The following is a 16,399-nucleotide window of genomic DNA, read 5'->3' on the forward strand; positions in this document are numbered from 1 at the left end:
CCTCGTTGGCTGGCCTCAACAGGCGGCTAGGGGGTGCAAGAGCCGGTCACCTTTCCGTTCTTGCCTGGGGCCATTGCACGGTGCTACGCCCTGGTCCAGTGCAGCACCGGCATACCCCCGATTTCCCAGATTCATGGGGCTAGCACCTGGGCATGGTGGCGGAGGTGGTCGGCCACAAAGCTCTGTACAAAGTAGTAGCCGTGGTCGTAGCCAGCGTGGCGGCGCAGCGTGAGCGGCTGGCCGATGGCCTGGCACGCGGCCTCGAACAGGTGGGGGTGCAACTGGTCGGGCAGGAATTTATCGTCCAGCCCCTGGTCGATGAGGATGCCCGCAGGGTAGGGCGCGATGGGCTGGTGCTGCATCAGCACCGTGGCGTCATGTTCCAGCCAGGTGGTGCGGTCGGGGCCCAGGTAGCCGGTGAAGGCTTTTTCGCCCCAGGGGCACTGGGTGGGGGCGCAGATGGGCGCAAAGGCCGACACCGTCTTGAACCGGCCGGGGTGGCGCAGGGCCAGCGTGAGCGCGCCATGGCCGCCCATGCTGTGGCCGAAGATGCCCAGGCGCTGCAGGTCGATGGGCAGGTGCTGGCCCACCAGGGGCAGCAGCTCTTGCAGCAGGTAGCTCTCCATGCGCCAGTGGGTGTCCCAGGGGCTCCGCGTGGCGTCGAGGTAAAAGCCCGCGCCCACGCCAAAGTCCCAGCTGGCCGTGGCGCTAGGCAGGGCCAACACGGCCTCGCCGCGCGGGCTGGTGTCGGGCGCGATCAGGGCCAGGCCCAGTTCGGCGGCTAGGCGCTGGGCTCCGGCCTTGATGGCAAAGGTCTCCTCGGTGCAGGTCAGCCCGGCCAGGTACAACATGGCGGGCACAGGGCCCTGCTGCGCCTGGGGCGGCAGGTACACCGAGAACTTCATCGGCAGGCCGATGGTGGTGGAGGCGTGCTGGTAAAAGCGCTGCTCGCCGCCAAAACAGGCGTGCTGGCTGAGCAGGTCCAGGGGAGTGGTCATGTCGAATGCTCTTAAAATAATAGCTAGTAGCGCTTGATGGAAGGGCGCTGGAGGTTGATTTGACCTTCAGCGCATCTCCGCCAGGATCAAGCGGCGTACTTGACGACCGAGCGGATCGACTTGCCTTCGTGCATCAAATCAAACGCTTCGTTGATGTCCTTCAGGCCCATGGTGTGCGTGACAAACGGCGCGAGTTGGATCTTGCCGGCCATCGCGTCTTCGACCATGCCGGGCAGCTCGCTGCGGCCCTTGACGCCGCCAAACGCCGTGCCCAGCCACTTGCGGCCAGTGACGAGCTGGAAGGGGCGGGTGCTGATCTCTTGCCCCGCACCGGCCACGCCGATGATCACGCTCTGGCCCCAGCCCCGGTGTGCGCATTCCAGCGCGGCGCGCATCACGTTCACGTTGCCAATGCATTCAAAGCTGTGGTCCACGCCCCAGGTCGTCATCTCCACGATGACCTGCTGAATAGGCTTGTCGAAGTCCTTGGGGTTCACGCAGTCGGTGGCACCGAAGGTGCGTGCCAGGTCGAACTTGGATGAGTTGGTGTCCACGGCGATGATGCGGCCCGCCTTGGCCAGCTTGGCACCTTGAATGACCGCCAGGCCGATGCCGCCCAGGCCGAATACGGCCACGGTGTCGCCCTCTTGCACCTTGGCCGTGTTCTTCACCGCGCCCAGGCCGGTGGTCACGCCGCAGCCCAGCAGGCAGACCTGCTCGGGGTTGGCGTTGGGGTTGACCTTGGCCAGCGACACCTCGGCCACCACGGTGTATTCGCTGAAGGTGCTGCAGCCCATGTAGTGGTAGATGGGCTGGCCGTTGTAGCTGAAGCGTGTGGTGCCGTCGGGCATGACGCCCTTGCCCTGTGTGGCGCGTACGGCGACGCACAGGTTGGTCTTGCCGCTCTTGCAGAACAGGCATTCGCCGCATTCGGCGGTGTAGAGCGGGATGACGTGATCGCCAGGCTTCACGCTGGTCACGCCTTCGCCCACTTCCACCACGATGCCCGCGCCTTCATGGCCCAGCACCACGGGGAACAGGCCTTCGGGGTCGTCACCGCTCAGTGTGAATGCGTCGGTGTGGCACACACCGGTGTCGGTGATCTTGATGAGCACCTCGCCCTTTTTGGGCGGGGCCACGTCGATTTCGACGATCTGCAGGGGTTCTCCGGCTTTGAAGGCAACGGCGGCGCGGGATTTCATGGGGTGGTCCTTTCGGTCAATCGGGTGGGGTGTGGGGTGGTTTATTTGAGGTACGACCGTAGCAAGGCGAGAGTCTCGTCAATGGCTTGCTGCGACGGTGCCGGTTTTTCCGCCAGCGTCTCGCGCACATGGCTGTCGAGCAGGTCGGCCATCAGCCCGTGCACGGCGCCGCGCATGGCGGCCAACTGCTGCAGGATGGGCGCGCAGTCGCTGCCGGCTTCCACAGCGCGTTCCAGCGCCTCGGCCTGGCCTTTGATACGGCGCAGGCGGGTGATGGCGCGTTGCTTGTCTTCGGGCGTGTGGGGCATGAGCGGGCGATGGATGGCCAGTGATCAACGGTGTACTGGGTAGTAGTATAAAAGACAAGCGCACATTCCTATTGCACTATGGGCGGTAAAAGGCCTATTACTCAGGGGGAGTATCTGGCCTTTCTGCTGGCAACCACTACCGATAGACCATGAAAAAAGCCCGCAGGCACTGCCTGCGGGCTTGATGGTTGCGAGCGGACGGCGCGGGGCGCCGTACCGATCAGCGGTTGGCCAGTGGTGGCACGTCGCGGCGCACGGAGCCGGTGAACAGCTGGCGTGGGCGGCCGATCTTGTACTCGGGGTCGCCGATCATTTCGTTCAGTTGGGCGATCCAGCCCACGGTGCGGGCCAGGCTGAAGATGCCGGTGAACAGGTTCACAGGGATGCCGATGGCGCGCTGCACGATGCCGGAGTAGAAGTCCACGTTCGGGTAGAGCTTGCGCTGCACGAAGTAGTCGTCTTCCAGGGCGATCTTTTCCAGTTCCTTGGCCAGCTTGAACAGCGGGTCGTTTTCCAGGCCCAGCTCGGCCAGCACTTCATTGCAAGTCTCTTGCATGAGCTTGGCGCGGGGGTCGTAGTTCTTGTACACGCGGTGGCCAAAGCCCATGAGCTTGACGCCGGAGTTCTTGTCCTTGACCTGCTTGATGAAGTCGCCGATCTTTTCCACGCCGCCTTGGGCCTGGATGTCGTACAGCATGTTCAGCGCAGCTTCGTTGGCGCCACCGTGTGCGGGGCCCCACAGGCAGGCCACGCCAGCGGCGATGGCGGCAAACGGGTTCGTGCCCGACGAGCCGCACAGGCGCACGGTGGAGGTCGAGGCGTTTTGCTCGTGGTCAGCGTGCAGGATGAAGATGCGGTCCAGCGCGCGTTCCAGCACGGGGTTGACCTTGTACTCTTCGCAGGGCGTGCCGAACATCATGTGCAGGAAGTTGCCTGCGTAGCTCAGGTGGTTCTGCGGGTACATGTAGGGCTGGCCCATGCCGTACTTGTAGGCCATGGCGACCAGCGTGGGCATCTTGGCGATCAGGCGGATCGCGGCGATCTCACGGTGCTGCGGATTGTTGATGTCCGTGCTGTCGTGGTAGAAGGCCGACAGGGCGCCCACCAGGCCGGTCAGCACGGCCATGGGGTGCGCGTCACGGCGGAAGCCACGCAGGAAGAACTGCATCTGCTCGTTGACCATGGTGTGGTTGGTCACGCGGCTGGTGAAGTCGGTCTTCTGGGCTGCGTTGGGCAGGTCACCGTACAGCAGCAGGTGGCAGGTTTCCAGGAAGTCGCAGTTCTCAGCCAACTGCTCAATGGGGTAGCCGCGGTACAGCAGTTCGCCCTTGTCGCCATCGATGTAGGTGATGGCCGACTGGGTGGCTGCTGTGGACAGGAAGCCCGGGTCATAGGTGAACATGCCCGTCTGCGCATACAGCTTGCGGATGTCGATGACGTCCGGGCCGATGCTGCCCTGATAGACCGGCAGGTCCACGCTGGGGCTGCCGTTACTGAACGACAGGGTGGCTTTGTTGTCAGCTAGCTTCATTGTTACTTTCCTTTGGTTTGCCGATGATCATCCGGTCTGGTGGGGCTGGGAGCCATTCAGAGTGAGAAAGCCCGCTCGTCAGGTTCCCAGCACGGGGGCGCCGCCGCTTTGCCGCAGCATGCCCAGCACTTCATGCACCTCGGGCGCATCCAGCGTCTCGCTGGGTTCCTTGCGGCAAAGCAGCAGGTCCAGGAGGTCGTTGTCGGCGAGGTCCATCAGGGCCGCAAGGCCCTGGGCGTGGCGTTGGTTCAGCTCTGGCTCGAAACGGGTAAAGAACTGTTCGATGAACAAATCGTTTTCCAGCAGGCCGCGCCGGCAGCGCCAGTGCAGCTTGCTGAGTTCGCGTTCCGTCAGCAGCACAGAGGCTGCCGAGGGGGCGGTGATGGCGGTTGCACCCATGACGGTCCTGGACCCTGGTCAGATGGCGCGACGCACCATCAGTTCCTTGATCTTGCCGATGGCCTTCGTGGGGTTCAGGCCCTTGGGGCACACGTCCACGCAGTTCATGATGGTGTGGCAGCGGAACAGGCGGTACGGGTCTTCGAGATTGTCGAGGCGTTGGGCGGTGGCGTCATCGCGGCTGTCGGCGATGAAGCGGTAGGCCTGCAGCAGACCGGCAGGGCCCACGAACTTGTCGGGGTTCCACCAGAAGCTGGGGCAGCTCGTGGAGCAGCTGGCGCACAGGATGCACTCGTACAGGCCGTTGAGCTCTTCGCGCTCTTCGGGCGACTGCAGGCGCTCGCGGTCGGGGGCCAGTTCTTCGTTGATCAGGTAAGGCTTGATCGAGTTGTACTGCTTGAAGAACTGCGTCATGTCCACGATCAGGTCGCGGATCACCGGCAGGCCGGGCAGGGGCTTCAGAACGATGGTGCCCTGGAGGGTGTTCATGTTCGTGAGGCAAGCCAGGCCGTTTTTGCCATTGATGTTCATGGCGTCCGAACCGCAGACGCCTTCGCGGCACGAGCGGCGGAACGACAGCGTTGGGTCTTGTTCCTTGAGCTTGACCAGCGCGTCCAGCAGCATGCGTTCATGGCCGTCGAGTTGGATCTCGATGGTCTGCATGTAAGGCTTGGCGTCCTTGTCCGGGTCGTAGCGGTAGATTTGGAATGTGCGCTTTTGCATGTTTCTTCTCTCGTGGGGCTACTGTTTAGAACGTGCGGACCTTGGGGGGCACGCTGTCCACCGTCAGGGGCTTGAGGTTGACCGGCTTGTAGTCGAGGCGGTTGCCTTCGCTGTACCACAGGGTGTGCTTCATCCATTCCTGGTCGTTGCGGCCCAGCGGGAACTCGGCGTGGTCGGCCGGGTGCTCGTAGTCGTACACGGTGTGGGCGCCACGGCATTCCTTGCGGGCAGCGGCCGACACCATGGTGGCTTGCGCTACTTCGATCAGGTTGTCCACTTCCAGGGCTTCGATGCGGGCGGTGTTGAACACCTTGGACTTGTCCTTGAGGGTCACGCTGCCCACGCGGCTGCGGATGTCGGCGATCTTCTTGACGCCTTCATCCATGCTGGCCTGGGTGCGGAACACGCCGGCATGCTGCTGCATGGTGGAGCGGATGTCGCCTGCCAGGTTTTGCGCGTAGATGCCTTCGCTCGATTGGTCGAGCTGGTTCAGGCGCTCCAGCGTGCGGTCGGCCGCGTCCTTGGGCAGGGGCTTGTGCTCCTTGTTCTTGTTGTTGAACTCGACGATGTGGCGGCCAGCGGCCTTGCCAAACACCAGCAGGTCCAGCAGCGAGTTGGTGCCCAGGCGGTTGGCGCCATGTACCGACACGCAGGCACATTCGCCCACCGCGTACAGGCCGTTCACCACGGAGTTGTTGATGCCGTTGGCCTGCGTCACCACCTGGCCATTGATGTTGGTCGGTACGCCGCCCATCTGGTAGTGAATGGTGGGCACCACAGGAATCGGTTCCTTGGTGATGTCCACGTTGGCGAAGTTGACGCCGATTTCGTACACCGAGGGCAAGCGTTTGTGGATGGTGTCTGCGCCCAGATGGTCGAGCTTGAGCAGCACGTAGTCCTTGTTGGGGCCACAGCCACGGCCTTCCTTGATTTCCTGGTCCATCGAGCGGGACACGAAGTCGCGCGGTGCCAGGTCTTTCAGCGTGGGCGCGTAGCGCTCCATGAAGCGCTCGCCATTGCTGTTGAGCAAGATGGCGCCTTCGCCGCGGCAGCCTTCGGTCAGCAGCACGCCAGCACCGGCCACGCCGGTGGGGTGGAACTGCCAGAACTCCATGTCCTGCAGCGCGATGCCGGCGCGTGCCGCCATGCCCAGGCCGTCACCGGTGTTGATGAAGGCATTGGTCGATGCCGCAAAGATGCGGCCTGCGCCACCGGTGGCCAGCAGCACGGTCTTGGCTTCCAGGATGTACAGGTCGCCGGTTTCCATTTCCAGGGCGGTCACGCCCACCACGTCGCCGTCGGCGTCGCGGATCAGGTCCAGAGCCATCCATTCGACAAAGAAATTGGTCTTGGCCTTCACGTTCTGTTGGTACAGCGTGTGCAGCATGGCGTGGCCGGTGCGGTCGGCAGCGGCGCAGGCGCGTTGCACGGGCTTTTCGCCATAGTTGGCTGTGTGGCCGCCGAAGGGGCGCTGGTAGATGGTGCCGTCGGGGTTGCGGTCGAACGGCATGCCGAAGTGCTCCAGCTCATACACCACCTTGGGTGCTTCGCGGCACATGAACTCGATGGCGTCCTGGTCGCCCAGCCAGTCGGAGCCCTTGATGGTGTCGTAGAAGTGATAGTGCCAGTTGTCCTCGGACATGTTGCCCAGCGATGCGCTCACGCCGCCTTGTGCCGCCACGGTGTGCGAGCGGGTGGGGAACACTTTGGACAGCGAGGCCACGTTCAGGCCCGCGCGGGAGAGTTCAAGCGCGGCACGCATGCCGGAGCCGCCTGCGCCGACGATGACGACGTCGAACTTGCGCTTGGTGATGTTAGCGTTGGTGTAGCTCATTATTTTTTGCCTTCAGTCGCGGGATTCAGAGACGCCACAGAACCTGGATACCCCAGCCGGCGCAGCCGACCAGCCAGACAATGCTGAACACTTGCAGCGCCAGGCGCAGGACTACGGGCTTGATGTAGTCCATCAGGATTTCGCGCAGGCCGATCCAGGCGTGCCAGGCCAGCGCAATGATCACGGAGAAGGTCAGCACCTTCATCCACTGGGCCGAGAAGATGCCGGCCCATTTGTCGTAGCCGATGGGGCCCTTGGAAAAAATGACCTGGGCCAGCAAGGCCAGGGTGAACAGGGCCATCAGGACTGCCGTGACGCGCTGGCTGAGCCAGTCGCGCAGGCCATAGTGGGCGCCGACGACGACGCGCTTGGAACCGTAATTGACGGACATGGAAATTTCCTCTCGTTCTTCAGCGGGCACTGGCTGGCAGAGCCCGCTGGTTTTGTGGGTTGATCAGTACAGGCCGAAAAGCTTGGCGCCCAGCACCAGAGCCAGCGAGATGCTGATGGCCAGGACGACAAAGGCCGAGGACTTGCCGAATTGTTTGTTCACAGCGCTGTGGCTCACGTCCATCCACAGGTGGCGCAGGCCGGCAGTGAAGTGGTGCAGGTAGGCCCAGATCAGAGCCAGGGCGACCAGCTTGATGAACCAGCCGGGCACGAAGCCGAGGCCGATGTTGAAGGCCGCCGAGAATTTGGCAAACGAGATTTCGGAGGACACCGAGGTGTCGAACATCCAGATGATGAAAGGCAGCAGCAGGAACATGATCAGTCCGCTGGCGCGGTGCAAGATCGAAACCCACGCTGCAGGTGGCATGCGGTAGGTGGTCAAGTCCTTGAAGGCATTGATGTTGCGGAATTCAGGCCGTTTTTTGGCTAGTTCTGTCATTTCTGGTGCTTTCGTGGATGTAACTGCTTTGTAATTTGAAGATGCAAAGAACGCAAAATTCTATTGCAACGCAACACAAGGGTTTCGCCGGGCTTGAAATTTTCGACGTTAATGCTCGGGTGCCAGCCTGTTGTCAGCTCAATTCATTGCGGTAATGGTGGGTATCCGTGCGATACAGCCCACGGCGTAACTCCATGGGAACATCGTTATAGGTGTAAGCAATCCGCTCCACGCTCAGCAGCGGGGTCACGGGGGTGATCTGCAGCAGTTGGGCTTGCTCCTCGTCGGGCAGCACGGCGCGGATTTTTTCTTCGGCCCGCACCATCCGCACGCCAAAGTCGAGTTCGAACATGGCGTAGGTGGGGCCCTGGTAGTTGGCGAGCTGCTCGGCCGTGAGGCCCTTGAAGGCCTGCCCCGGCAGCCAGATGTCTTCGAGAATGGTGGGCACCCCGGCAAACGACAGGATGCGTCGGGCCTGTGTCACAGCATCGCCGCTGCGCAGCGCCAGGGCGCGGGCAACATCGGCATTGGCGCGCACGCGGCGGCAGTCGATCACGCGGCGCTGCGCAGGGCCCTCCACGCGGGCGTCTCCGGTGTCGGGCAGCAGCTTCAGGAAGCGGTACTGCACATGTTGCTCGGCGTGGGTGGACACAAAGGTGCCTTTGCCCTGCCGACGCATCACCAGGTTTTCGGCCGCCAGCTCATCAATGGCCTTGCGCACCGTGCCCTGGCTCACGCGAAAGCGCGCTGCCAGTTCCATTTCGCTCGGAATGGCCTCGCCAGGCTTCCATTCGCCTTGCTGCAGGCTCTGCAGGATCAGTCCCTTGATCTGCTGGTACAGCGGGCTGAACGCTGGCGTGGCGACCCCCGCCGTGCCTTGCGGGGCGGCGGGGTTGTCGGCTGCGAACGGAAGCGATGACATGGTGTGAGGTCTGTTGGTTGTGCGTGGGTTGTGCTGTGGCGGTGCGGTTGCCACATGACAATCGGACGACAAACGGGGTGCAATCATATCTTATATAAGACATAAGACAAATTGACCGAGGCGTCCAATCAGGGGTAAACTCCAATGCTGTTTTGCGGGGCACGGGCTACTGGTGACAGGCGCTGGTGCTTGCGTTGCACTCACACCTGTTTTCCTCACTTCCTGGAGTTTTCACCATGAGCAAGAAGCCCGTTCGCGTAGCTGTCACCGGCGCCGCTGGCCAAATCGGTTACGCACTGTTGTTCCGTATCGCCTCCGGCGAAATGCTGGGCAAGGACCAGCCGGTCATCCTGCAATTGCTCGAAGTCCCTGTCGAAGGTCCTCAAAAAGCGCTCAAGGGCGTGATGATGGAACTGGACGACTGCGCCTTCCCGTTGCTCGTCGAGATGACCGCGCACAGCGACCCCATGACTGCCTTCAAGGATGCCGACTACGCACTGCTGGTTGGTTCGCGCCCACGTGGCCCCGGCATGGAGCGTGCCGAGTTGCTGGCTGTCAATGGCGCCATCTTCACGGCACAAGGCAAGGCCCTGAATGCCGTGGCTTCGCGCAACGTGAAGGTGCTCGTGGTGGGTAACCCTGCCAATACCAACGCCTACATCGCCATGAAGTCGGCCCCTGATCTGCCACGCAAGAACTTCACGGCCATGCTGCGCCTGGACCACAACCGCGCTGCCAGCCAGATCGCTGCCAAGACCGGCAAGGCTGTGGCTGACATCGAAAAGCTGACCGTCTGGGGCAACCACTCGCCCACGATGTACGCCGACTACCGCTTTGCCACCATCAACGGCGAAAGCGTCGCCAAGATGATCAACGACCAGGAATGGAACGCCAACACCTTCCTGCCCACCGTGGGCAAGCGTGGTGCCGCCATCATTGAAGCCCGTGGTCTGTCGTCGGCAGCTTCGGCCGCCAACGCTGCCATCGACCACATGCGCGACTGGGCCCTGGGCACCAACGGCAAGTGGGTCACCATGGGTATTCCTTCGGACGGCCAATACGGTATTCCCAAGGACACGATGTTCGGCTTCCCCGTGACATGCGAAAACGGCGAGTACAAGATCGTTGAAGGTCTGGAAATCGACGCGTTCTCGCAAGAGCGCATCAACATCACGCTGGCCGAACTGCAAGGCGAGCAAGACGGCGTCAAGCACCTGCTGTAAGCAAGCCGGTGAACGACGCAATGCAGCCGACGCCTGTGGCATCGGGCCTTCGGGCCGCCCAAGCCCCCGCACTGGGGCGGGGCGCTGCGTCCGTCCATCCGCGCGATGTGTTGCTTGGCGCACAGGCGCAGACCGGTTTTTTGCCGGTCTGCGACCACTACAGTGGCGTGGAAGTGCGCATGCGCAAAAGCCTGCAGTTGCAGGCCGAGATGACGCAGGAGTTTGGCACCTGCGTTTTTGATGTCACCCTTGATTGCGAAGATGGCGCGCCCGTTGGGCTGGAGTCTGCGCATGCGGCCCTGGTGGCAAGCCTGGCAGCCACTGCGGCGCCAGAGGCTCGGGTAGCGGCCCGCGTTCATGCAGTGGACCACCCCGCGTTTGCCAATGATGTCGCCACCATTGCGGGCGAGGCAGGGCACAGGCTGTGCCACCTCATGGTGCCCAAGGTCGAGTCAGTGGACGATGTGCTGCTGGCCGAGCGTGCGCTGGAGCGCGCGTCGGCGGCCCATGTGCCTCTGCATGTGCTGATCGAATCCCCTGCCGCCGTGCAGCGTGCCTTCGAAATCGCTGCCCATCCCCGCGTGCAGAGCCTGAGTTTTGGCCTCATGGACTTTGTGTCGGCCCATGGGGGCGCCATTCCCGCGCAAGCCATGACCTCTGTTGGGCAGTTTGCGCACCCGCTGGTGGTGCGCGCCAAGCTCGAAATCGCCTCGGCCTGCCACGCACATGGCAAGGTGCCTTCCCATTGCGTCGTTACCGAGTTTTCGGACATGGCGGCCCTGCAAGGTGCTGCTGGCCGCGCATCGCGTGAACTGGGCTACACGCGGATGTGGAGCATTCATCCGGCACAGATCCGCACCATCTTGCAGGCCTTTGCGCCTCAGCAGGACGATATCGATGCCGCGTCCCGGATCATTTCAGCAGCCGCCTTGGCAGACTGGGCTCCCATCAGTGTGGATGGCGTGCTGCATGACCGCGCCAGCTACCGCTTTTATTGGCAGATTCTGGCGCGTGCCCACAGTACGGGGCGCGCGCTACCCTTTGCGGTGCGTCACTGGTTTGACGCATCGGCTCTCGTTCCACCGTGAACACCCTTGGATATTTCCACGCAGGACTTCCCATGAAATTCGTCATTGCCTCCGCCCTCATGCTGCTGGCTCCGGCCTTCGCCTTGGCTCAAACATCGGCCCAGCCAGCGGCCAAGTCTGACACCAAGGCCTCCGCCAAACCTGCGGCCAAGCCCGCAGCCAAGTCGGCTGCCAAGCCAGCAGACGCCAAGACTGCGGCCAAGGCTCCAGCCAAGAGCCGCACCGTCGCCAAGTCCGAACCCACCAGCAGCCGCACGCAGCTCAAGAGCGCCACCAACCAGGTGGCGGCTGGCATCATCGCCGCCGAGGCTGCGCTGTCGCCCGCCGAACTGGCCATTGCCGAGCGCGTGCATGTGGGGCGCATGCCCTGCGAGCTGGGAGCCTTTGTCACTGTGACGGCTGACTCCGCAACCCCAGGTCACTTCCATGTGGAAGGCAAGGGCTTCAAGTACTACATGTCGCCAGTGGCCACGACCACGGGCACGGTGCGCCTGGAGGACACCAAGGGTGGTGCCGTGTGGCTGCAGATCGCCAACAAGTCCATGCTGATGAACCAGCGTGCAGGCCAGCGCCTTGCCGACGAGTGCATGAGCCCCGAGCAGGTGGTGGTGGCAGAAGCCATCAAGAAAAACCCGCCCGTGAGCGTGCTGGAACCCTTGCCCGTCGCCAAATAAACCGCACGGATAAACCAACGACTCAGTGTGTGCGGAGTTCGCAGGCCCTGGTGCCGAACCCTTCGAAACACACGACGCCCCACTTTAGAAAACAACCGGAGAAAACCATGTTGAAAGCCTACCGTGACCACGTAGCCGAGCGCGCCGCCCTGGGCATTCCCCCGCTACCCCTGGAAGCCAAGCAGGTTGCTGAACTGATCGAGCTGATCAAGAACCCACCTGCCGGTGAAGACGCCTTTTTGCTCGATTTGCTGACCCACCGCGTACCGCCCGGCGTGGACGATGCTGCCAAGGTCAAGGCCAGCTTTTTGGCCGCTGTGGCGCACGGCGACATCAAGGTGGGCCTGATCTCCAAGGCCAAGGCCACTGAGCTGCTGGGCACCATGGTCGGTGGCTACAACGTGCATCCGCTGATTGAATTGCTGGACGACGCAGAGGTGGCCGGTGTGGCCGCTGAAGGCCTGAAGAAGACCCTGCTGATGTTCGACTTCTTCAACGACGTCGCGACCAAGGCCAAGGCTGGCAATGCCAAGGCACAGGAAGTTATCAAGAGCTGGGCCGATGCCGAGTGGTTCACCACCCGCCCTGAAGTCGAAAAGAAGATCACCGTCACCGTGTTCAAGGTGCCCGGAGAAACCAACACCGACGACCTGTCGCCAGCGCCTGATGCCTGGAGCCGCCCCGACATCCCGCTGCATTACCTGGCCATGCTCAAGAACACCCGCGAAGGCGCGGCGTTCAAGCCTGAAGAAGATGGCAAGCGCGGTCCGATGCAGTTCATCGAAGACCTCAAGAAGAAGGGCCACCTCGTGGCTTATGTGGGCGACGTGGTGGGCACGGGCTCGAGCCGCAAGTCGGCCACCAACAGCGTCATCTGGGCCACGGGCCAGGACATTCCGTTTGTGCCTAACAAGCGCTTTGGTGGTGTGACGCTGGGCGGCAAGATTGCCCCCATCTTCTTCAACACGCAAGAAGACTCTGGCTCACTGCCCATCGAAGTGGATGTGTCCAAGCTCGAAATGGGCGACGTGGTCGACATCCTGCCTTACGACGGCAAGATCGTGAAAAACGGCGAGACCGTGGTCGAGTTCAAGCTCAAGAGCGACGTGTTGTTTGACGAAGTGCGCGCTGGTGGCCGTATCAACCTGATCATTGGCCGCTCGCTGACCGCCAAGGCCCGCGAATTCCTGGGCCTGCCCGTTTCCACCCTGTTCCGCCTGCCTACCGCGCCTGTGGCCACAACCGCAGGCTTCACGCTGGCGCAGAAGATGGTCGGCCGCGCCGTCGGCCTGCCGGAAGGCCAGGGCGTGCGCCCCGGTACCTACTGCGAACCCAAGATGACCACCGTGGGCTCGCAAGACACCACCGGCCCCATGACCCGCGACGAGCTGAAGGACCTGGCCTGCCTGGGCTTCTCGGCCGATCTGGTCATGCAATCGTTCTGCCACACGGCCGCTTACCCCAAGCCTGTGGACGTGAAGACCCACCGCGAACTGCCTGCGTTCATCAGCAACCGTGGCGGCGTGGCCCTGCGTCCTGGTGATGGCGTGATCCACAGCTGGCTCAACCGCCTGCTGTTGCCTGACACGGTCGGCACTGGTGGCGACTCGCACACCCGTTTCCCCATCGGCATTTCGTTCCCTGCTGGCTCCGGTCTGGTGGCTTTCGGCGCTGCGACGGGCGTGATGCCCCTGGATATGCCTGAATCGGTGTTGGTGCGTTTCAAGGGCGAAATGCAGCCTGGCGTGACGCTGCGCGACCTCGTGCACGCCATTCCTCTGTATGCCATCAAGGCGGGTCTGCTCACGGTGGCCAAGGCTGGCAAAAAGAACGTGTTCTCCGGCCGCATCCTTGAAATCGAAGGCCTGCCAGACCTGAAGGTCGAGCAAGCGTTTGAGCTGTCTGACGCGTCCGCAGAGCGTTCTGCTGCCGGTTGCACCATCAAGCTCAACCCCGCGCCCGTCAAGGAATACCTCACCAGCAACGTCGTGCTGATGAAGAACATGATCGCTGATGGCTACGCCGATGCGCGCACGCTGCAGCGCCGCATCGAAAAGGTGGAAGCCTGGCTGGCCAACCCCAACCTGCTCGAAGCCGACAAGGACGCCGAATACGCTGCCGTTATCGAGATCGATCTGGCCGACATCAAGGAACCCATCCTGTGCTGCCCGAACGACCCTGATGATGCCAAGACCCTGTCGGATGTGGCTGGCACCAAGATCGACGAAGCCTTCATCGGTTCGTGCATGACCAACATCGGTCACTTCCGCGCTGCAGCCAAGCTGCTGGGCGGCAGCCGTGACATCCCCGTCAAGCTGTGGGTGGCACCACCGACCAAGATGGACGAGAGCGAGCTGATCAAGGAAGGCCACTACGCCAACTTTGGCGCCGCCGGCGCCCGTACCGAAATGCCCGGCTGCTCGCTGTGCATGGGCAACCAGGCCCAGGTGCGCGAAGGCGCTACGGTGGTGTCTACCTCCACCCGCAACTTCCCCAACCGCCTGGGCAAGAACACCAACGTGTTCCTGGCCTCGGCTGAGCTGGCCGCCATCGCGTCCAAGCTGGGCAAGATCCCCACGGTGGCCGAGTACCACGACGCCATGGGCATCGTGAACAAGGATGGTGCTTCGATCTACAAGTACCTGAACTTCGACCAGATCGAAGAGTACGCGGACGTGGCCAAGGGCGTCGCTGCCTGATTGCATTTGCATCGTTGATGCAGGTGCGCAAAGCGGCCCCCTCGGGGCCGCTTTTTTTTGTCGCCGCCCAAATCAGTGGCGCTGTGCACTGCGAATCTGGGTTGTTATGCCCCAATGCAGTGGATGGCCATGGCGAATGAGTCGGCAGTGCCTGATCACAGATCACTCGCTACCAGGTTGAGCTCTTCGCGGAACGTTCATTCCGTGTTGCACTCAGATTCCGAAGAACCATACCAACACGGCATCACGATGTTCAAGTCATTCTTCTTTGCTCGCCGCTGGTGGGCTTGGTCTCTCCTGGGTTCTGTCGTCATTCTTTTGGCCACGGCATACCGTGTGCAACTGGACGTGCAGATCAACGACTGGTTTGGCAGCTTTTACGATCTCATTCAGGAGGCTCTGGGCAAACCTGGCAGCATCACCGCAGAGCAATTCTGGGGACAGCTTTCGACCTTTGCGCGCATTGCCATGATCTATGTGACGACGGCGGTGCTGGTGGATTTTTTCAGCAAACACTACATCTTTCGCTGGCGCCAGGCGATGAACGAACACTACATGGCGGCCTGGCCACGCCTGCGCCATATCGAGGGCGCGGCCCAGCGTGTGCAGGAAGACACCATGCGTTTCGCCCGCACCATGGAGGACCTGGGCCTGAGCTTCATGCGCAGCCTCATGACGCTGGGGGCCTTTTTACCGGTGCTGTGGACGCTCTCCGACAAAGTCACGGCATTGCCTTTGATCGGTGCCGTTCCGCACTCTCTGGTCTGGGTGGCACTGGCTTGGTCACTGGGCGGCACGCTGGTGCTGGCCTGCGTGGGCGTGAAGCTGCCGGGGCTGGAGTTTCATAACCAGCGCGTGGAGGCGGCGTACCGCAAGGAGCTGGTGTTGGGTGAGGACGATCCGAACCGTGCCTCGCCACCCACCGCAGCCGAGCTGTTCGCGGGCGTGCGCCGCAACTACTTCCGGCTGTTTTTTCACTACCTGTATTTCGATGTGGTGAAGTGGTCTTACCTGCAGGTCAGCGTGTTGGTGCCCCTGGTGGCTCTGGGCCCGACACTGATTGCGGGCGTGATCACCCTGGGCGTGATGCAGCAGATTGCACGGGCCTTTGACAAGGTGCTGGAGTCCTTCCAGTTTTTGGTGCTGAACTGGAGCACGGTGGTGGAGCAGATCTCGATCTACAAGCGCCTGCGCGCTTTTGAGCAGCAGATGCTGAAGGCGGTGCCGGAGGTTGCTTGAGCGCCGTGACGGAGCCGGCCGGAGCGCGCGATAGCGGTGCATGCTGCTGTTCAGCAGCGGTGCGCTCCGCGCCTGCCCCGCTGTACACGGGCGCGTGGGCCCTTGGCGCTAACGCACCTGCTTTTTTTCGAGCTTGCGCGTGAGCGTGCGGCGGTGCATGCCCAGGCGCCGCGCGGCTTCTGACAGATTGAAGCCCGTCTCTGCCAGCACCTCGTTGATGCGTTCCCATTCCAGGGTTTTGATGGAGCTGGAGCGGTTGGTCAGCTCCACCTCGGCATTGCCTGCTTTCAGACCAAAAGCAGCTTCGATGTCGTCGGTGTTGGAGGGCTTGGCCAGATAGTGGCAGGCACCCAGTTTCACCGCCTCTACGGCCGTGGCAATGCTGGCAAAACCGGTCAACACCACGATCAGCATCTCGTCGTCAGCGGCGTGCAGCGTCTGCACGCAGGCCAGGCCGGAGGCCTCGCCCTTGAGCTTGAGGTCCACCACCGCATAGCCGGGCTGGTGCTGCGTCAGCAGTGCCTCCACATCGGCAAAGCTCGCGGCCTGCAACACGCTGTACCCGCGCCGCTCAAACGAGCGTGTCAACGTGCGCGCAAAGGCTTCGTCGTCTTCGACGATCAGCAGCTGTCGTTGCGCTTCTTCAGTGTCCACGGCGGGTTCTTTCATT

At 62.4% G+C, this 16,399-nt stretch carries 16 protein-coding genes; 5 read left to right on the forward strand and 11 right to left on the reverse strand.

Going from position 1 to position 16,399, the window contains the following annotated elements; translation table 11 throughout:
* Positions 1-131 precede the first annotated feature (131 nt).
* From fghA to OIN59_RS23470, 10 genes are all read right to left on the reverse strand, one after another.
* On the reverse strand, positions 132-998 hold the full coding sequence (fghA, locus tag OIN59_RS23425; RefSeq protein ID WP_274114400.1) for an S-formylglutathione hydrolase: 867 nt from the start codon (positions 996-998) through the stop codon (positions 132-134).
* An 86-nt stretch (positions 999-1,084) separates the two neighbouring features.
* Positions 1,085-2,200, reverse strand: a complete 1,116-nt coding sequence (locus OIN59_RS23430) for an S-(hydroxymethyl)glutathione dehydrogenase/class III alcohol dehydrogenase (RefSeq protein WP_274114402.1) — start codon at positions 2,198-2,200, stop codon at positions 1,085-1,087.
* Between the two features lie 41 nt (positions 2,201-2,241).
* Positions 2,242-2,508, reverse strand: a complete 267-nt coding sequence (locus OIN59_RS23435) for a metal/formaldehyde-sensitive transcriptional repressor (protein ID WP_055402789.1) — start codon at positions 2,506-2,508, stop codon at positions 2,242-2,244.
* A gap of 220 nt (positions 2,509-2,728) precedes the next feature.
* Positions 2,729-4,039, reverse strand: a complete 1,311-nt coding sequence (locus tag OIN59_RS23440; RefSeq protein ID WP_274114406.1) for a citrate synthase — start codon at positions 4,037-4,039, stop codon at positions 2,729-2,731.
* A 78-nt stretch (positions 4,040-4,117) separates the two neighbouring features.
* Positions 4,118-4,438: an FAD assembly factor SdhE gene (locus OIN59_RS23445; RefSeq protein ID WP_274114407.1), complete on the reverse strand. Its 321-nt coding sequence runs from the start codon at positions 4,436-4,438 to the stop codon at positions 4,118-4,120.
* Between the two features lie 18 nt (positions 4,439-4,456).
* Entirely contained in the window at positions 4,457-5,161 is a 705-nt protein-coding gene (locus OIN59_RS23450; RefSeq protein WP_274114408.1) for a succinate dehydrogenase iron-sulfur subunit, read from the reverse strand.
* Between the two features lie 25 nt (positions 5,162-5,186).
* Complete coding sequence (sdhA, locus tag OIN59_RS23455) at positions 5,187-6,995, reverse strand: succinate dehydrogenase flavoprotein subunit (protein ID WP_274114409.1); 1,809 nt, start codon at positions 6,993-6,995, stop codon at positions 5,187-5,189.
* A gap of 25 nt (positions 6,996-7,020) precedes the next feature.
* A complete protein-coding gene (sdhD, locus tag OIN59_RS23460; RefSeq protein WP_274114410.1) occupies positions 7,021-7,386 on the reverse strand; it encodes a succinate dehydrogenase, hydrophobic membrane anchor protein in 366 nt (121 codons plus the stop codon).
* A 63-nt stretch (positions 7,387-7,449) separates the two neighbouring features.
* Complete coding sequence (sdhC, locus tag OIN59_RS23465) at positions 7,450-7,884, reverse strand: succinate dehydrogenase, cytochrome b556 subunit (protein ID WP_274114411.1); 435 nt, start codon at positions 7,882-7,884, stop codon at positions 7,450-7,452.
* Positions 7,885-8,017: 133 nt separating this feature from the next.
* Positions 8,018-8,806: a GntR family transcriptional regulator gene (locus OIN59_RS23470; protein WP_274114412.1), complete on the reverse strand. Its 789-nt coding sequence runs from the start codon at positions 8,804-8,806 to the stop codon at positions 8,018-8,020.
* 236 nt (positions 8,807-9,042) lie between these two features.
* Between OIN59_RS23470 and OIN59_RS23475 the strand changes: the two genes are divergently transcribed.
* From OIN59_RS23475 to OIN59_RS23495, 5 genes are all read left to right on the forward strand, one after another.
* Positions 9,043-10,029, forward strand: coding sequence for a malate dehydrogenase (locus OIN59_RS23475; RefSeq protein ID WP_274114413.1), 987 nt, complete (start codon positions 9,043-9,045; stop codon positions 10,027-10,029).
* Positions 10,030-10,049: 20 nt separating this feature from the next.
* Positions 10,050-11,117: an HpcH/HpaI aldolase/citrate lyase family protein gene (locus tag OIN59_RS23480; protein WP_274114414.1), complete on the forward strand. Its 1,068-nt coding sequence runs from the start codon at positions 10,050-10,052 to the stop codon at positions 11,115-11,117.
* Between the two features lie 32 nt (positions 11,118-11,149).
* Positions 11,150-11,791 carry a hypothetical protein gene (locus OIN59_RS23485; RefSeq protein WP_274114415.1) on the forward strand — a complete coding sequence of 214 codons (642 nt, stop codon included), beginning with the start codon at positions 11,150-11,152 and terminating at the stop codon, positions 11,789-11,791.
* A gap of 107 nt (positions 11,792-11,898) precedes the next feature.
* Positions 11,899-14,490, forward strand: a complete 2,592-nt coding sequence (gene acnB / locus OIN59_RS23490; RefSeq protein ID WP_274114416.1) for a bifunctional aconitate hydratase 2/2-methylisocitrate dehydratase — start codon at positions 11,899-11,901, stop codon at positions 14,488-14,490.
* Between the two features lie 249 nt (positions 14,491-14,739).
* On the forward strand, positions 14,740-15,729 hold the full coding sequence (locus OIN59_RS23495; RefSeq protein WP_274114417.1) for a putative transporter: 990 nt from the start codon (positions 14,740-14,742) through the stop codon (positions 15,727-15,729).
* Positions 15,730-15,837: 108 nt separating this feature from the next.
* Here OIN59_RS23495 and OIN59_RS23500 read toward each other — a convergent pair whose 3' ends face one another.
* Entirely contained in the window at positions 15,838-16,398 is a 561-nt protein-coding gene (locus OIN59_RS23500; protein WP_274114418.1) for a response regulator transcription factor, read from the reverse strand.
* Position 16,399 lies beyond the last annotated feature (1 nt).

Source organism: Acidovorax benzenivorans (assembly GCF_028680575.1).
Taxonomy (GTDB): Bacteria; Pseudomonadota; Gammaproteobacteria; order Burkholderiales; family Burkholderiaceae_C; genus Acidovorax; species Acidovorax benzenivorans.